This is a genomic window from Streptomyces sp. ME19-01-6, assembly GCF_033793745.1.
Lineage (GTDB): Bacteria > Actinomycetota > Actinomycetes > Streptomycetales > Streptomycetaceae > Streptomyces.
Window position 1 is genome coordinate 93,457 of sequence record NZ_JARAXF010000011.1, and the last position, 14,064, is coordinate 107,520.

At 74.4% G+C, this 14,064-nt stretch carries 12 protein-coding genes; 9 read left to right on the forward strand and 3 right to left on the reverse strand.

Going from position 1 to position 14,064, the window contains the following annotated elements; genetic code table 11:
• Positions 1–69 precede the first annotated feature (69 nt).
• Entirely contained in the window at positions 70–1,092 is a 1,023-nt protein-coding gene (locus tag PV419_RS24685; protein WP_415925378.1) for an MBL fold metallo-hydrolase, read from the reverse strand.
• A gap of 353 nt (positions 1,093–1,445) precedes the next feature.
• Entirely contained in the window at positions 1,446–2,693 is a 1,248-nt protein-coding gene (locus PV419_RS24690; protein WP_319692303.1) for an aminotransferase class I/II-fold pyridoxal phosphate-dependent enzyme, read from the reverse strand.
• A 161-nt stretch (positions 2,694–2,854) separates the two neighbouring features.
• Between PV419_RS24690 and PV419_RS24695 the strand changes: the two genes are divergently transcribed.
• On the forward strand, positions 2,855–3,391 hold the full coding sequence (locus PV419_RS24695; protein WP_319692305.1) for a hemerythrin domain-containing protein: 537 nt from the start codon (positions 2,855–2,857) through the stop codon (positions 3,389–3,391).
• Here the strand turns inward: PV419_RS24695 and PV419_RS24700 are convergent.
• Complete coding sequence (locus PV419_RS24700; protein WP_319692307.1) at positions 3,327–4,109, reverse strand: ANTAR domain-containing response regulator; 783 nt, start codon at positions 4,107–4,109, stop codon at positions 3,327–3,329. The genes PV419_RS24695 and PV419_RS24700 overlap by 65 nt on opposite strands.
• 114 nt (positions 4,110–4,223) lie before the next feature.
• Between PV419_RS24700 and PV419_RS24705 the strand changes: the two genes are divergently transcribed.
• From PV419_RS24705 to PV419_RS24740, 8 genes are all read left to right on the forward strand, one after another.
• The gene (locus PV419_RS24705) at positions 4,224–5,504 is read left to right on the forward strand and encodes a PAS domain-containing protein (protein WP_319692309.1); all 1,281 of its coding nucleotides are present in this window, start codon (positions 4,224–4,226) and stop codon (positions 5,502–5,504) included.
• A gap of 130 nt (positions 5,505–5,634) precedes the next feature.
• A complete protein-coding gene (locus tag PV419_RS24710; protein WP_319692313.1) occupies positions 5,635–6,600 on the forward strand; it encodes an LLM class F420-dependent oxidoreductase in 966 nt (321 codons plus the stop codon).
• Between the two features lie 23 nt (positions 6,601–6,623).
• Positions 6,624–8,432, forward strand: coding sequence for a thiamine pyrophosphate-requiring protein (locus PV419_RS24715; RefSeq protein WP_319692315.1), 1,809 nt, complete (start codon positions 6,624–6,626; stop codon positions 8,430–8,432).
• 9 nt (positions 8,433–8,441) lie between these two features.
• Entirely contained in the window at positions 8,442–8,936 is a 495-nt protein-coding gene (locus tag PV419_RS24720) for a hypothetical protein (RefSeq protein WP_319692317.1), read from the forward strand.
• Between the two features lie 53 nt (positions 8,937–8,989).
• Positions 8,990–9,568: a gluconate 2-dehydrogenase subunit 3 family protein gene (locus tag PV419_RS24725; protein WP_319692319.1), complete on the forward strand. Its 579-nt coding sequence runs from the start codon at positions 8,990–8,992 to the stop codon at positions 9,566–9,568.
• 30 nt (positions 9,569–9,598) lie between these two features.
• Positions 9,599–11,308, forward strand: coding sequence for a GMC family oxidoreductase (locus PV419_RS24730; protein ID WP_319692321.1), 1,710 nt, complete (start codon positions 9,599–9,601; stop codon positions 11,306–11,308).
• Positions 11,305–12,396, forward strand: coding sequence for an enolase C-terminal domain-like protein (locus PV419_RS24735; protein ID WP_319692323.1), 1,092 nt, complete (start codon positions 11,305–11,307; stop codon positions 12,394–12,396). Before PV419_RS24730 ends, PV419_RS24735 begins: the two co-directional genes overlap by 4 nt.
• A gap of 109 nt (positions 12,397–12,505) precedes the next feature.
• Positions 12,506–13,969 carry an ornithine decarboxylase gene (locus tag PV419_RS24740; RefSeq protein WP_319692325.1) on the forward strand — a complete coding sequence of 488 codons (1,464 nt, stop codon included), beginning with the start codon at positions 12,506–12,508 and terminating at the stop codon, positions 13,967–13,969.
• The last annotated feature ends 95 nt before the right edge of the window (positions 13,970–14,064 follow it).

The following is a 14,064-nucleotide window of genomic DNA, read 5'->3' on the forward strand; positions in this document are numbered from 1 at the left end:
CACCTGCCACTTATGACCACTGATGCACTAATTGCCACGACTCATCAGGGTGCATACCCTCCTGGTGGTTCAGCCGTCGCGGTCGAGCACGCGCGAGCCGCCGACCGGCAGGTCCCACAGCGCCTCGCGCGGCAGGCCCGCCGCCTCCCACGCCGCGCGGACGCGGAGCAGCGGCTGCAGCGGGGGCTCGGCGGAGAGCAGGAAGGTGGACCAGTGCATGGGCATCATCCGCCGCGCGCCCAGATCCTCGAACGCCCGCACGGCCTCCTCCGGGTCGGTGTGCACCGGACGGAGCATCCAGGGCGGGTCGTACGCGCCGATGGGCAGCAGCGCCAGGTCGATGCCCGGGTAGCGGCGGCCGATCTCCCGGAACCAGTGTCCATAGCCGGTGTCGCCCGCGAAGTAGATCCGCCGGCCGCCCGGGGCGGTAATGATCCAGCCGCCCCACAGCGAGCGGCAGGTGTCGGTCAGGGTGCGCTTGCTCCAATGGTGGGCGGGTACGAAGTCGAACCGCACCGGCCCCTTTGGGCCCGGCACTTCGGCCGCCTCCCACCAGTCGAGCTCGGTGACGTCGGTGAAGCGGCGCTCGCGGCACCAGGCGGCGAGCCCGGCCGGTACGAACAGGGGGGTGTCGCGCGGCAGCCGCCTGAGCGTGGGCGCGTCGAGGTGGTCGTAGTGGTTGTGGCTGATGACCACCGCGTCGATGGGCGGCAGATCCTCCCAGCGCACCCCGACCGGGGTGACCCGGGCCGGGGTGCCGAGGATCCGGCGGGACCAGACGGGGTCGGTGAGCACGGTCAGCCCGCCGGTCCACAGCACACAACTGGCGTGCCCCGCCCAGGTGACCGCGGTGTCGCCGGACCCGACGACCGGCGGCGGGCCCGGCTCGAAGGGGAGCTCGGGGATCTGCAGCAGCGCCTCGACGGGCGGGCGCAGCCGCCCCTCCCGGGCCAGCCGGGCGATCGCCCGGACACCGGGCAGCGGGGAGGTGAGGCGGTGGGCGAACGACCGCGGCCAGGTGCGGAGCTCACCGCGGGGGCGCGGGGTGGCCAGGCCCTCCGTGGGCGGTCTTTGAGGCTGGTCCTCCCCCAGCCGCCGACCGGGGGGTGCCCCCTGCGGCAGCCGCCGCGGGGCGCGCGGCGGCAGCCGCAGAGGGTCCCTCCCAGCGGCAGCCGGGGGAGGATCGCACGGCAGAGGATCTCCCCCGTACGGGGCGCCGCGGTCGATATGCCTCCCCCGGCCGCCGCCGGGAGGTGCCCCCTCCGGCGGCGTGGGGGGCGACCCCGACAACCCGGCGAGGCGCCGCAGCCGACGCCGCGGGCCCGAGAAGATCGCCCGGAGAGAGCCCAGCGGGGGCGTCGGCGGGGCGGGGTGGGCCCGCCCGGCGGGGCGTCGCTCGGCAGGTTGAGCCTGGTCGGCCGGTTGGGCCTGGTCGGCCTGATCGGTCATAGCAGAGGGCTCCCTTCGGTGCCGGTCGGCCTCGGCCCGGCCTGGGTCAGCTCGCGGAAGGCCGTATCGAAGGTGGCCAGCGCCTCGGCCACCTGCGGCACCCGCAGCGGGTCCGCGGCGGCGAGGGCGGCCAGCCGCGCCTGGTCCCCGGTGCCGAGCAACGGCAGGGTCGACAGCCGCACCCGCAGGGTGTGCGGGGCGTCGCCGAAGCGGTGGCCGCCCGGCACGGGGCGGCGAAGCCGCCGGGTCAGCTCGCGCTCCAGCTCCACCGAGTCGGTGATACCGCGGGCGGCGAGGCCGCCGCGCAACTCGTCGAGGTCGGCGTACAGCTGGCGGCCGGCCTGCGGGGGGCGGCACAGCGCGCCGACCGCGGTGAGCGCGCGGTACGCCGCCGCGGCCACCGCCCCATGGGCACGGGCCGCGGCCGCCGCGCGCTCGCGGACCGGCTCGGGCTCGTCGAGGGCGTGGGCGGCGGCCGCGGCGACGGGCGGCAGCAGCACGGCCCGCAGCGCGTCCAGGGTGGACAGCACCCGGGCGCGCAACTCGACGCCGCGCTCGGTGGCAGGGAACCGGGCGACCGCGGCGGGCCAGCCGGGCGGGGTGAAGGCGCCCGCCAGGTCGGTGAGCACCACCACGCCCTCCGGACACATCTCGGCGGGGCTGAGCAGCACCGTGCCATGGGGGTGGTGCACGGTGTCCCGCCAGGTCTCGTCGCTCACGATCAGCATCCCCTCGGCCACGGCCGCCTCGCACACCTCGTGCAGCAGCTCGGGCGGGGCGGTGGTGCCGGTCGGGTCGTCGGCGACGGACAGCAGCAGCACCCGCGGCTCACCGCCCTCCGCGCGCACCCGGCGGACGGTCTCCAGCAGCGCGAACGGGTCGGGGACACCACCGCACTCGGCGGGTACCGGCGCGTGGTAGGCGGGGCGGCCGACGAGCCGGGCCAGCGGCGTGTACCAGGAGGCGCTGGGCCGGGTCAGCAGGACGTCGCCGCCGGCCGCGGCGAGCAGGGAAAGCAGCAGCGGCTGCCCGCCGGGGGCGGCCGTGACATGCTCCGGGTCGGTCCACAGGCCGCGCCGCTCCCAGTAGCCGCAGGCGGCGGTGCACAGGGCCGGGCCGCCGCCGACCGGTTCGGGGGCGGTCCGGCCGGCCGCCCCGGCGAAGCGCGCCGCCAGCTCCGGGAGGACCGGCAGACCGCCGTCCTCCGGGTCCGCCGGAGCCGGGGCGGTCAGCTCCCGCTGCATTCGAAACACACCTCCGGATCATCCGACTCGGTCGTGTCCGCTGTGCGACAACTGTCCCGACCTGTCCACCTTCGCAGATCGGCGGATGCGGCGGCGGAGCCGACACGTGGCCGGTGCCGTTTGCCCGGGGCGGCGGCGGGCACCCGGCCCGCATGACAGGGATGCCTCAGCAACGCGACGTGGTGGACCTGCTCACCGCGGACCACCGCGAGGTGCAGGGTCTCTTCGAGGGGTACCGGGCGAGCGCCGACCCCGGGGAGCGGCGGCTGCTGGTGGAACGGATCACCGTCGAGATCGTGCGGCACTCGGTCGCCGAGGAGCAGTACCTGTACCCGACGGTCCGCAAGGCGCTGCCCCATGGGGACGAGGTCGCCGAGCGGGAGATGGAGGAGTTCTCCGAGGCCGAGCGGATCCTGGGCGACCTGGAGCAGCTGGACACCGCGGACCGGCGGTTCGACGCGCTGGTCCGCGAGCTGTACGACGTGGTGTCCATGCACATCCGGGGCGAGGAGGACGTGATCTTCCCCGAACTGCGCGAGCGGCTCACCCCCGAGGAGCGGCTGGCCCTCGGGCTGCGGGTAGGCGAGGCCAAGACCGCCACCCCGGCCGACGCCGGCGGGGCCGGCGAGGGCGTCAGCAAGGATCTTCCGCTGGCCGAGCGGGTGCGGGAGTGGCTTTCCGGTTCCGGCCCAGCCTGATCAGATCACGCTCGATGCCGCGGCCCCGGGTGCGTACGACGGTCTCGGCGAGCTCGGCCAGCTTGCGGTTGGACCGCTGGGAGGTGCGCCGCAGCAGGTCGAAGGCGGCGTCCGCGTCGCAGCCCAGCACATACATCACGATGCCGCACGCCTGGTCGACCACCGGGCGCGTGCGCAGCGCGGCGTCCAGCTGGTCGAGCTCGGTCAGCGCGGCCCAGTAGCGCCGGTCGCGCGCCAGGCTCTCGGTGGCCAGATCGCCGAGCAGCCGGGTGGCTCCCTGGGCCGCCTCCTCCAGCGAACCGGGGCGCAGCCCGTAGAGGGAGACGGTCACCGCCAGGCCCTCGCATACGAAGGGCAGGGTGGCGCTGGAGCGCACGCCGGCCTCCAGGGCCCTGGCCCGGTAGCCCGGCCACCTCCGGTCGTGCAGCAGGTCGTCCGCGCCCGCCGGGCGGCCGGTGGCCCGGGCGGCCGGGATCGGGCCCTCGCCCGAGGCCAGCTGCACCGAGACCAGCGCGGACAGGTCGGGATGGGTGGCCCCGGTCGGCTGCTCCTCGGGGCCGGCCCCGTCGGGGTCCGGGCCGAGGAGCGCGGTGGCGGTGGCTCCGCAGCTGGCGGGGGTGCACGACGCGGCCTGTTCCGCCAGTTCGGCGAGGCCGCGGTCCAGCGAGGGCGTATCGGTCCGGCAGGACCAGCCACGGGTGAGGGCGCGCTCCGGCATGGTCGGGTCCAGTCCTTTCTCTTCGCTCCGTCCGGTGTGACGGGTGATGGGTCCGGCTCTCCTCAATGCATCCCGTTCCTTCGGCTGCCCGCTCCGTCCGGGGGGAAACAGGCGATGCCGACGATGCCCCTCATCCGGGCGGGCTACGGTGTGCGCATGTCCGGGGCACAGGAGTACAGCGCGGAGCTGACGGATTTCCGCAGACGCGTTGCCGAATTGCAGACCGCGCGGGCCCTGCCCTCGCACGAGCGGCTCTCCGTACTGGACGCCGCCCTGATCGAGCTCCAGCACGTGGCGGATGTGCTGTGGCCGTGGTACGAGGAGCTGGCCGCGGCCGCCCGGGTGCCCGGCGGGGGCCGTGCCGACCCGCGCGAACAGCAACTGCTGCGCGCCCTCTTCCAGCGGCTGCCGATCGCCGCCGTGCTGCTGGACCGCGACTGTGTCGTGCGGCGGATGAACTTCTCCGCCACGGAGCTGTTCCAGACCCGCGCGGGCTACGCCACCGGTCGCCCGCTGACCGACTCGCTGCGCCCCGACGGGCGGGCGGTGCTGCGCTCCCAGGTCGCCGCCGTCGCGCGCGGCGAGGGCGGACGCAGCCTGGTGGTGCACCTGCCGGGGCCGGGAAGCGGCGGGGCGCTGCGGGTGACCCTCACGGCGCTGCGCCCGCCGGGCGAGTCGCACACCGCCGTACTGGTCACCTTCCAGCCCACCGGTGAGGGCGCGGTGACCGTCGCCGCCCCCACCGCGCCCGACCGGGCCGCCGGGGGCCGGCTGCCGGGGGCACGTCCCGGCCTGGACGCGGTGACGCGCCACGCCGAGCTGCTCGACCTGGTCGACGATATGGCGACCGCGCTGCTCGACGCGGCGCTCGCCGACAGCGGGCCCGAGGCGGTGCTCGGCCGGGCGGCGGCGGTGCTGCACGGCCGCTTCGCGGACTGGGTGATCGCCGATCTGTGCCCGGACCCGGGGCGGCCCGAGACCGCCCGCCGGGTGGTGGCGCTGGCCCCGCCCGAGGCCGCGGGCGACCGCGCGGCCTCGGTGGCGGGACAGGATCCGGCCGACGCTCCGCTGGTGGCCGAGGCGATCCGCGACGGGGTGTCCGCGCTGCGGGTGCAGCCCCATGCCCCGGACGCCTTCGGCCGCGACGCGTCGAGCGCGCCGATCCTGATCCGCGAGGAGGTGACCTCGCTGCTGTGCGTCCCGCTGCGCGCCTCGCCCTCGGAGCCGGTCCGGGGCGTGCTCACACTCTTCCGTACGGGTGGGCGCGGAGCGTTCGAGATGGCGGAGGCGGGTGTGGCGGACCGGGTCTGCCGCCATATCGCCGTGGCCATGGGCCCGCCCTCACCCCACGCACCCGAACCGGCGGCGGAACCGGCGGCGGCGCCCGGCTCGTAGCCGCTCCCCGCTTCACTCCCGCCCCGTCCGTCCCGTCCGTCCCGTCCCAAGGTTTCCTTCTCCGTCCCCCGGTTACCCGTCGCCTCGTGGCACCAGCGCCTGGACAGGCACGAGGTATCGAGGAGGGCCCATGACGGAGTACGGCTATTTCCTGGCCGCCGAGGAACACGGGCCCGCCGAGCTCGTCGAGCAGGCGCGGATGGCGGAACAGGCGGGCTTCTCCCACCTGTGGATCTCCGACCACTACCACCCCTGGAACGGGGCGCAGGGCCAGTCGTCCTTCGTCTGGTCGGTGATCGGCGCGCTCGCCCAGGCGACCTCGCTGCCGGTGCAGACCGCGGTGACCTGCCCCACCATCCGTATCCATCCGGCGATCGTCGCCCAGGCGGCCGCCACCAGCGCGGTGCTCCTGGAGGGCCGCTTCCGGCTGGGGGTGGGCACCGGGGAGGCGCTGAACGAGCATGTGCTGGGCGACCGCTGGCCGCAGGCGCCGGTCCGGCTGGAGATGCTGGAGGAGGCCGTGACGGTCATGCGCCAGCTGTTCGAAGGGCACGAGGTCAGCCACCACGGCAAGCACTACACGGTGGAGAACGCGCGCCTGTACACCGTGCCCCCGGAGCCGGTGCCCATCGACATCGCGGCGTTCGGCTCGTCCGCCGCCGCGCTGGCCGGCCGGGTCGGCGACGGCTTCATCACGATGGTCCCCGACCCGGAGCTGGTCGCGCGCTTCCGGCGCGGCAGCGGGGCGGGCGGCAACGCCAAGCCGGTCCGCGGGGGCCTGAAGGTGTGCTGGGGCCAGGACGCCGACGAGGCGCTGCGCACCGTCCACCGGCTGTGGCCGAACATGGCGTTGCCGGGCGAGCTGTCGCAGGTGCTGCCCACCCCGGCCCACTTCGAGCAGGCCAGTGAGCTCGTCACCCCCGAGCGGCTGGCGCCGAGCGCGACCTGCGGGGACGACCCGGACGCGCATGTGGCCGCGCTCAGCGCCTACGCCGAGGCCGGATTCGACACTGTCTACGTCAACCAGATCGGCCCCGAGCAGCGCGGCTTCTTCGACTTCTACCGCACCAAGGTACTGCCGCAGCTGACCGGTTGAGCCGGTCGTCAGGAGTGACCACCATGACCGAGAAAGTCGCCGACTACGTCCTCGCCCGGCTGCGGGAGTGGGGCGTCGAGCAGGTCTTCGGATACCCGGGCGACGGGATCAACGGGCTGCTCGCCGCGTGGGGGCGGGCCGACAACGAGCCCCGGTTCGTGCAGTCCCGGCACGAGGAGATGTCCGCGTTCGAGGCGGTCGGCTACGCCAAGTTCAGCGGGCGGCTGGGGGTCTGCACGGCGACGTCGGGCCCGGGCGCGATCCATCTGCTGAACGGCCTGTACGACGCGAAGCTCGACCACGTGCCCGTGGTGGCGCTGGTCGGCCAGACGCACCGCAGCGCGATGGGCGGCTCGTACCAGCAGGAGGTGGATCTGCACAGCCTCTTCAAGGACGTCGCCTCCGACTTCCTGGAGACGGTGACGGTCCCCGAGCAGCTGCCGAACGTGCTGGACCGGGCGATCCGCACCGCGTACGCCCGCCGCGCCCCGACCGCCGTGATCATCCCGGCGGACGTCCAGGAGCTGGACTACTCCCCGCCCACCCACGAGTTCAAGATGGTGCCCTCCAGCCTGGACCGCAGCGGCTGGTCGGCGGTGCCCTCCGCCGGCGCGGTGGAGCGGGCCGCGGACGTGCTGAACGCCGGCGAGAAGGTGGCCGTCCTGGTCGGCCAGGGCGCCGCCGGGGCACGCGCGGAGGTCGAGCGGATCGCCGAACTGCTGGGCGCGGGCGTGGCCAAGGCGCTGCTCGGCCTCGATGTCCTCAGCGACGAGCTGCCGTTCGTCACCGGCTCCGTCGGGCTGCTGGGCACCCGGCCCTCCTACGACATGATGCGGGACTGCGACACGCTGCTGACGATCGGCTCCAGCTTCCCGTACACCCAGTTCCTGCCGGAGTTCGGCAAGGTCAGGGCCGTGCAGATCGACCTCGATCCGCACATGATCGGCATGCGCTACCCCTACGAGGTCAATCTGGTCGGCGACGCCCGCGAGACCCTGCTGCGGCTGATGCCGCTGCTGCGGCCCAAGGAGGACCGCGCGTGGCAGGAGGGGATCGTCGCGCAGGTGCGGCGGTGGCACGAGGTGATGCGGCGGCGCGCCGAGCTGACCGCGGACCCGATCAACCCCGAGTACGTCGCCCACTGCCTGGACCCGCTGCTGCCCGGCGACGCCATCCTCACCTGCGACTCGGGCTCCGTGGCCAACTGGTACGCCCGGCATCTGCGGATGCGCGGCCAGATGCGCGGCTCGCTGTCCGGCACGCTGGCCACGATGGGCTCCGGGGTGCCGTACGCGATCGGCGCGAAGTTCGCCCAGCCCAACCGGCCGGTGGTGGCGCTGGTCGGGGACGGCGCGATGCAGATGAACGGCATGTCCGAGCTGATCACGGCGGCCAAGTACCGCCACGCGTGGGACGACCCCCGGCTGGTGATCGGGGTGTGGAACAACCACGACCTGAACCAGGTGACCTGGGAGATGCGGGCGATGAGCGGCGCCCCGCAGTTCCTGCCCTCGCAGCAGATCCCGGATGTGCAGTACGCGCGCTTCGCCGAGTCGCTGGGTCTGACCGGCATCCGGGTGGAGAAGCCCGAGTACGTCGAGCAGGCGTGGCGCGACGCCCTGAACGCGGACGGCCCGGCGGTGGTGGAGTTCCTCACCGACCCGGACGTGCCGCCGATTCCGCCGCACGCGACCTGGGAGCAGATGGAGGCCACCGTCGAATCGATCGTCAAGGGCGACTCGGACCGGACGGGCATGGTGCGCCAGGGCCTGAAGGCCAAGGTGCAGGAGATGCTGCCGCACCGGCCGCACCGCAAGAAGAGCGAGGGGTGACGGGCCGTGATGACACGGCTCACGCGGGACGCGCGGACCCTCGCCCGGGCCGGCCGCGCGGCGCGCCACCCGGCCGCCCGCCGCGCCGCGCGGCTGGCCCGCGACGTGCGGCACGGCCGGCTGGAGCGGTCGCTGTCGCTGATGACGGCCCTGGGGTCGGCGGTCACGGCGGCCGAGATCTACCTGGAACACGACCGGGCCGGGTTCGGCAACCGCGTGATGTGGTGGCCGGTGGCGCTCGGGCCGGTCGGCGTCGCCGCGGGCGTGGCGGGGTTCGCCAGCGAGCGGGCCGCGCACACCGCGCTTCCGCTGGCCTCGGCCGCCATCGCGGCCAACGGCCTGCAGGGCACCTATCTGCATGTGCGCGGGATCGCCGCCAAGCCCGGCGGCTGGCGGATGGCCCGCTACAACATCGAGCTGGGCCCCCCGCTGTTCGCGCCGCTCCTGATGAGCATGGTGGGCGGAATGGGGCTGCTCGCGAGCGTGCTGCGGCGGGAGCGGTGACGGCGCGCGGCGGCCGGGGCGCGCGCACCGAGCCTTCAAAAAAGCACGGGGTCATGAGCCAGGCGCATACCTGGGACGCGGCGACGGCCGGGGTGGTGCTGGCCAGGCTCGGCCCGCGGCCGCCGCTGTCCTTCTTCACCCCGGCCGAGGAGGCGGCCGCCGGCCCGCTGCTCGACCTGCTGCTGGCGCGCCGGCACGACGATCCGCCGGTCCACGTGCTGCCGGTGATCGACGCCCGGCTGGCCGCCCGCGAGTTCGAGGGCTGGCGGTACGCGGACATGCCGGAGGACGACGAGGCGTGGCGCCGCTCGCTGGCCGCGCTGGACGAGGAGGCCGCGGTGCGGCACGACGGCCGCACCTTCGGCGCGGTGACCCACGGCGACCGGCACCGGCTGCTGCGCCACATCCAGGACCTGGGCGCACACGACTGGTACGGGATGCCCGCCGGCCACGTGTGGACGCTGTGGACCCGCTACGCGTGCACCGCGTACTACGCCCACCCGTACGCATGGGACGAGATCGGCTTCGGCGGCCCGGCCTATCCGCGGGGCTATCTGCGGCTGGGGCGCGGGGTGCGGGAGCCGTGGGAGACCGCGCCCGTGCAGGACCAGGCGACGGAGACGGACCGATGAGCGGGGAGGGCCGATGAGCGGAGAAGGCCGATGAGCGGGACGGACCGCCGTGCCCGCTGGTGGCGCCCGGCCACCGGCACGCTGCGCGAGACGCTGCGCCCCCAGGGCTCCGTACGGGCCCGCAACGCCTCCGCCTGGCTGCCCCATGTCACCCGGCTGCGCTCGTCCATGCGGCGCTTCGAGGACTTTGACGAGGTCGACATGGTGGTCATCGGCTGCGGCGCGGGCGGCGCGACCTTCACTCAGCGGCTGGCGCACGCCGGGTGGCGGGTGGTGTGCCTGGAGGCGGGCCCGTTCTGGGATCCGGAGCACGACTGGGTGAGCGACGAGGCGGGCTCCCGCCACCTGTACTGGAACGAGCCGCGCGTCATCGGCGGCAGCCACCCCGTGCCGCTGGGGGCGAACAACTCCGGGCGCGGGGTGGGCGGTTCGATGGTGCACTTCGCGGGCTACACCCCGCGTTTCCACCCCTCCGACTTCCGCACCCGCGCCGAGGACGGCGTCGGCGCCGACTGGCCGATCCGGTACGAGGACCTGCGCCCGTACTACGAGCGCCTGGAGCGGGAGTTGCCGGTGGCGGGCCAGTACTGGCCGTGGGGCGACCCACACCCGCATCCGCACGCCCCGCACCCGGTCGGCGGCAACGGCGAGGTGATGCTGGAGGGCTGCGCGCGGCTGGGCATCCGGGCCCGGGTCGGGCCGGTGGCCATCGCCAACGGCCGGTTCGGCAACCGCCCGCACTGCGTCTACCGGGGTTTCTGTCTCCAGGGCTGCAAGGTCGACGCGAAGGCGTCGCCGCTGATCACCCATGTCCCCGACGCCATCGCGCACGGCGCCGAGATCCGCGACGGCGCGATGGCGACCCGCGTGGTGCTGGACGGCCGGCGGGCGACGGGCGTGGCGTACGTACGCGGCGGCCGGGAACGCGTCCAGCGGGCCAAGGCGGTCGCGGTGGCGGGCTACTCCATCGAGACGCCGCGCCTGCTGCTGAACTCCGCGGGCCCGGGCCATCCGAACGGCCTGGCCAACGGTCACGACCTGGTGGGCCGCTACGTCATGGTCCAGGGCGCCCCGCAGACCGCGGGCCGCTTCCCCGACGAGATCCGGATGTACAAGGCGCCGCCGCCCGAGGTGTCCAGCGAGGACTTCTACGAGACCGACCCCGCCAAGCCGTACCGGCGCGGCTTCTCGGTGCAGACGGTCTCCCCCCTGCCGATCACCTGGGCCGAACACGTGGCCGCCCAGGGCCACTGGGGCGCCGACCTGCGCAGCCGGATGCGGGACTATGTGCACTGGGCGACCCTGGGCGCGCTGTGCGAGTTCCTGCCGCAGCCCGGCAACCGGGTCACCCTCGCCGACGAGACCGACCGGCTGGGGCTGCCCGTGGCCCGCTTCGACCACAACCGGTGCGCCAATGACGACCTGCTGATGGACGCGGCCCGGCTGGTGATGGAGGACATCCTGCGCGCGGCCGGGGCGAGCGAGCTGATGACCATCGAGCGGTACGCACACCTGGTGGGCGGCTGCCGGATGGGCCGGACCCCCGAGGAGGGCGTGGTGGACTCCGATCTGCGCACCTTCGCCGTGCCCAACCTGTTCATCACCGACGGCAGTGTGCTGCCGACGCAGGGCAGCGCCAACCCCGCCCTGACCATCATGGCGCTCGCGGACCGGGCGGCGGACCGGCTGGTCCACGGCCGGGTCCCCGAGGTTCCTGCCAGGAAGGCGGCCGGAACATGAAGGTGGACCGGCTCGACGTCACGGCGTACACGGTGCCGACCGACGCCCCCGAGGCGGACGGCACCCTCGCCTGGAACGAGACGACCATCGTGGTGGTGGAGGCCCGTGCCGAGCAGGTGACCGGGCTCGGCTGGACCTACGCCCCGGCGGACGCCGGGTCGGTGGTGTGCGACCTGCTGAGCGGCGAGGTCCTGGGGCGCTCCCCGCTGGATGTGGCGGGAGCCAACGAGGCGATGAGCCGCGCGGTGCGCAACGCGGGCCGCCCGGGCCTGGTGGCCTGCGCCATTTCCGCGGTCGACCTGGCACTGTGGGACCTCAAGGCGCGGCTGCTGGGTGTGCCGCTGATCCGTCTGATCGGCGCGGTGCACGAGACGGTGCCGGTCTACGGCTCCGGCGGCTTCACCACGTACCACGACACCCATCTGGCCACGCAGCTGACCGGCTGGGTGCGCGGACACGGCATCGACCGCGTCAAGATCAAGATCGGCGAGGACTGGGGGCGGGCCGTCGAGCGGGATCTGGCACGGGTGCGCCACGCCCGGGAGACCATCGGCCCGCACGCCGAGCTGTACGTCGACGCCAACGGCGCGTACACCCGCAAGGAGGCGGTGCGGGTGGGCCACGTGCTGGCCGAACACGGGGTGGGCTGGTTCGAGGAGCCGGTGTCCTCCGACGACCTGGAGGGACTGCGCGTCGTCCGCGACGCGGTGGTGTGCGATGTGGCGGCCGGCGAGTACGGCTACGACCTGCCGTACTTCGCCCGGATGACACCGGTCGTCGACTGTCTGCAGGCGGACGCGACGCGCTGCGGCGGGATCACGGGGTGGCTGCGCGCCGCGGCCGTCGCCGAGGCCCACGGCCTGGAGCTGTCCGCGCACTGCGCGCCGCACGCACACGCCCACGCCGCCGCGTGCGTGCCCAATCTGCGCCACATGGAGTGGTTTCACGACCATGTGCGCATCGAGTCCATGTTCTTCACGGGCGCGCTCGACCCGACGGGGGGCACCGTGCGGCCGGGCGTGAGCGGCGAGCCGGGCCATGGCATGGACTTCCGGCACGAGGCCGCCGGCGCCTATCGCGTGTTGTGACCCGTCTCCCCCGGCCTCTCCGTCTGTGCTCGGTCGCGGTTTCGGCCCCGTGCGGCTGGCTACCCGCTCTGCGGACCGGACGCCACCTGCCCGGGAGGACAACTCCGCGATGGATCATTCGCACGCCCCCGTTCTCGCCGCCCTCGCCGACTACCGACGGCGCCATATGCGCCCCTACAGCCCACCCGGGCACAAGCAGGGCGCCGGGACCGATCCGCGCGTGGCCGAGGTGCTCGGCCAGGGCGTCTTCGCCTCGGACCTGCTGCTGATGAACGGCCTCGACGACCGCCGGCTGTCCGGCGAGGTGCTGGCGCAGGCGGCGGCGCTGATGGCCGACGCGGTCCACGCCGACCACACCTTCTTCTCCACCTGCGGCAGCTCGCTGTCCGTCAAGTCCGCGATGGTCTCGGTCGCGGGACCGCACGAGAAGCTGCTGGTGGCGCGCAACGCGCACAAGTCGGTGGTGGCGGGGCTGATCATCGCCGGGATCGAGCCGGTGTGGGTCCACCCCCGCTGGGACGCCGGCCACCACTTCGCGTACCCGCCCGGCCCGGAGGAGGTCGAGGCGGCGTTCGAGCGCGAGCCGGACGCCAAGGGGATGCTGCTGATCTCTCCCACCGCCTACGGCACCTGCGCCGATCTGCGGGGCGTGGCCGAGGTGTGCCACCGGCGGGGCAGGCCGCTGGTGGTGGACGAGGCGTGGGGCGCCCATCTGCCCTTCCACGAGGACCTGCCGACCTGGGCGATGGACGCGGAGGGGGACCTCTGCGTGACCAGCGTGCACAAGATGGGCGCGGGCCTGGAGCAGAGCTCGGTGTTCCATCTGCGGGGCGACCTGGTCGACCCCGACGTCCTGAAGGCGCGCGAGGACCTGCTGGGCACCACCAGCCCCTCGGTGCTCATGTACGCGGCCCTGGACGGCTGGCGGCGCCAGATGGTCGAGCGGGGACACGAACTGCTGGGCCGGGCGCTGGACCTGAGCCGCCGCACCCGTGCCGAGATCGCGGCACTGGCGGGTCTGGCCCCGCTGGGGGCGGACGAGCTGACCGGCCCGGGGCGGGCCTTCGACCACGATCCGCTGATGCTCACCATCGATGTGTCGGGGCTGGGCACCAGCGGCTACGGCGTCGCCGACTGGCTGCGCTGCAACCGCCAGGTCGACGTGGGCCTGGCCGACCACCGCCGGGTCGTCGCCCAGCTCACCCACGCGGACACCGAGGAGAGCTGCCTGGACCTGATCGACGCGTTCACCGAGTTGGTCAAGCAGCGGGACGAGCTGCCGCCCCCGGCCGGGGTCCGGCTGCCCAGCCCGGCGGGCCTGGAGCTGGACACCGTGATGCTGCCGCGCGACGCGTTCTTCGGCCCGGCGGAGCAGGTCCCGATCCAGGACGCGGCGGGCCGGGTCGCGGCCGAGATGGCGAGCCCCTATCCGCCGGGCGTGCCGGCGGTCGCCCCGGGCGAGCGGATCAGCCGCGAGGTCGCGGACTACCTGCGCAGCGGCATCGAGGCCGGGATGTACCTCCCGGACGCGGCCGACCAGTCGCTGCGCACGCTGAGGGTGGTGGCGCGGTGAGGAACAGGGCCACGCCGCACCCGCCTCCCGACCCGGTCGACCCCACGACGGCCGGCCCCGCGCCGGCCCGTACGACGACGCAACACCGAGCCGAA

Coding starts and splice junctions, on each gene's coding strand:
- PV419_RS24725 (WP_319692319.1), top strand. CDS start 8,990: ATGAGCCAGGCGCATACCTGGGACGCGGCGACGGCCGGGGTGGTGCTG.
- PV419_RS24700 (WP_319692307.1), bottom strand. CDS start 4,109: ATGCCGGAGCGCGCCCTCACCCGTGGCTGGTCCTGCCGGACCGATACG.
- PV419_RS24735 (WP_319692323.1), top strand. CDS start 11,305: ATGAAGGTGGACCGGCTCGACGTCACGGCGTACACGGTGCCGACCGAC.
- PV419_RS24715 (WP_319692315.1), top strand. CDS start 6,624: ATGACCGAGAAAGTCGCCGACTACGTCCTCGCCCGGCTGCGGGAGTGG.
- PV419_RS24695 (WP_319692305.1), top strand. CDS start 2,855: ATGCCTCAGCAACGCGACGTGGTGGACCTGCTCACCGCGGACCACCGC.
- PV419_RS24720 (WP_319692317.1), top strand. CDS start 8,442: ATGACACGGCTCACGCGGGACGCGCGGACCCTCGCCCGGGCCGGCCGC.
- PV419_RS24690 (WP_319692303.1), bottom strand. CDS start 2,693: ATGCAGCGGGAGCTGACCGCCCCGGCTCCGGCGGACCCGGAGGACGGC.
- PV419_RS24740 (WP_319692325.1), top strand. CDS start 12,506: ATGGATCATTCGCACGCCCCCGTTCTCGCCGCCCTCGCCGACTACCGA.
- PV419_RS24710 (WP_319692313.1), top strand. CDS start 5,635: ATGACGGAGTACGGCTATTTCCTGGCCGCCGAGGAACACGGGCCCGCC.
- PV419_RS24705 (WP_319692309.1), top strand. CDS start 4,224: ATGCCGACGATGCCCCTCATCCGGGCGGGCTACGGTGTGCGCATGTCC.
- PV419_RS24730 (WP_319692321.1), top strand. CDS start 9,599: ATGAGCGGGACGGACCGCCGTGCCCGCTGGTGGCGCCCGGCCACCGGC.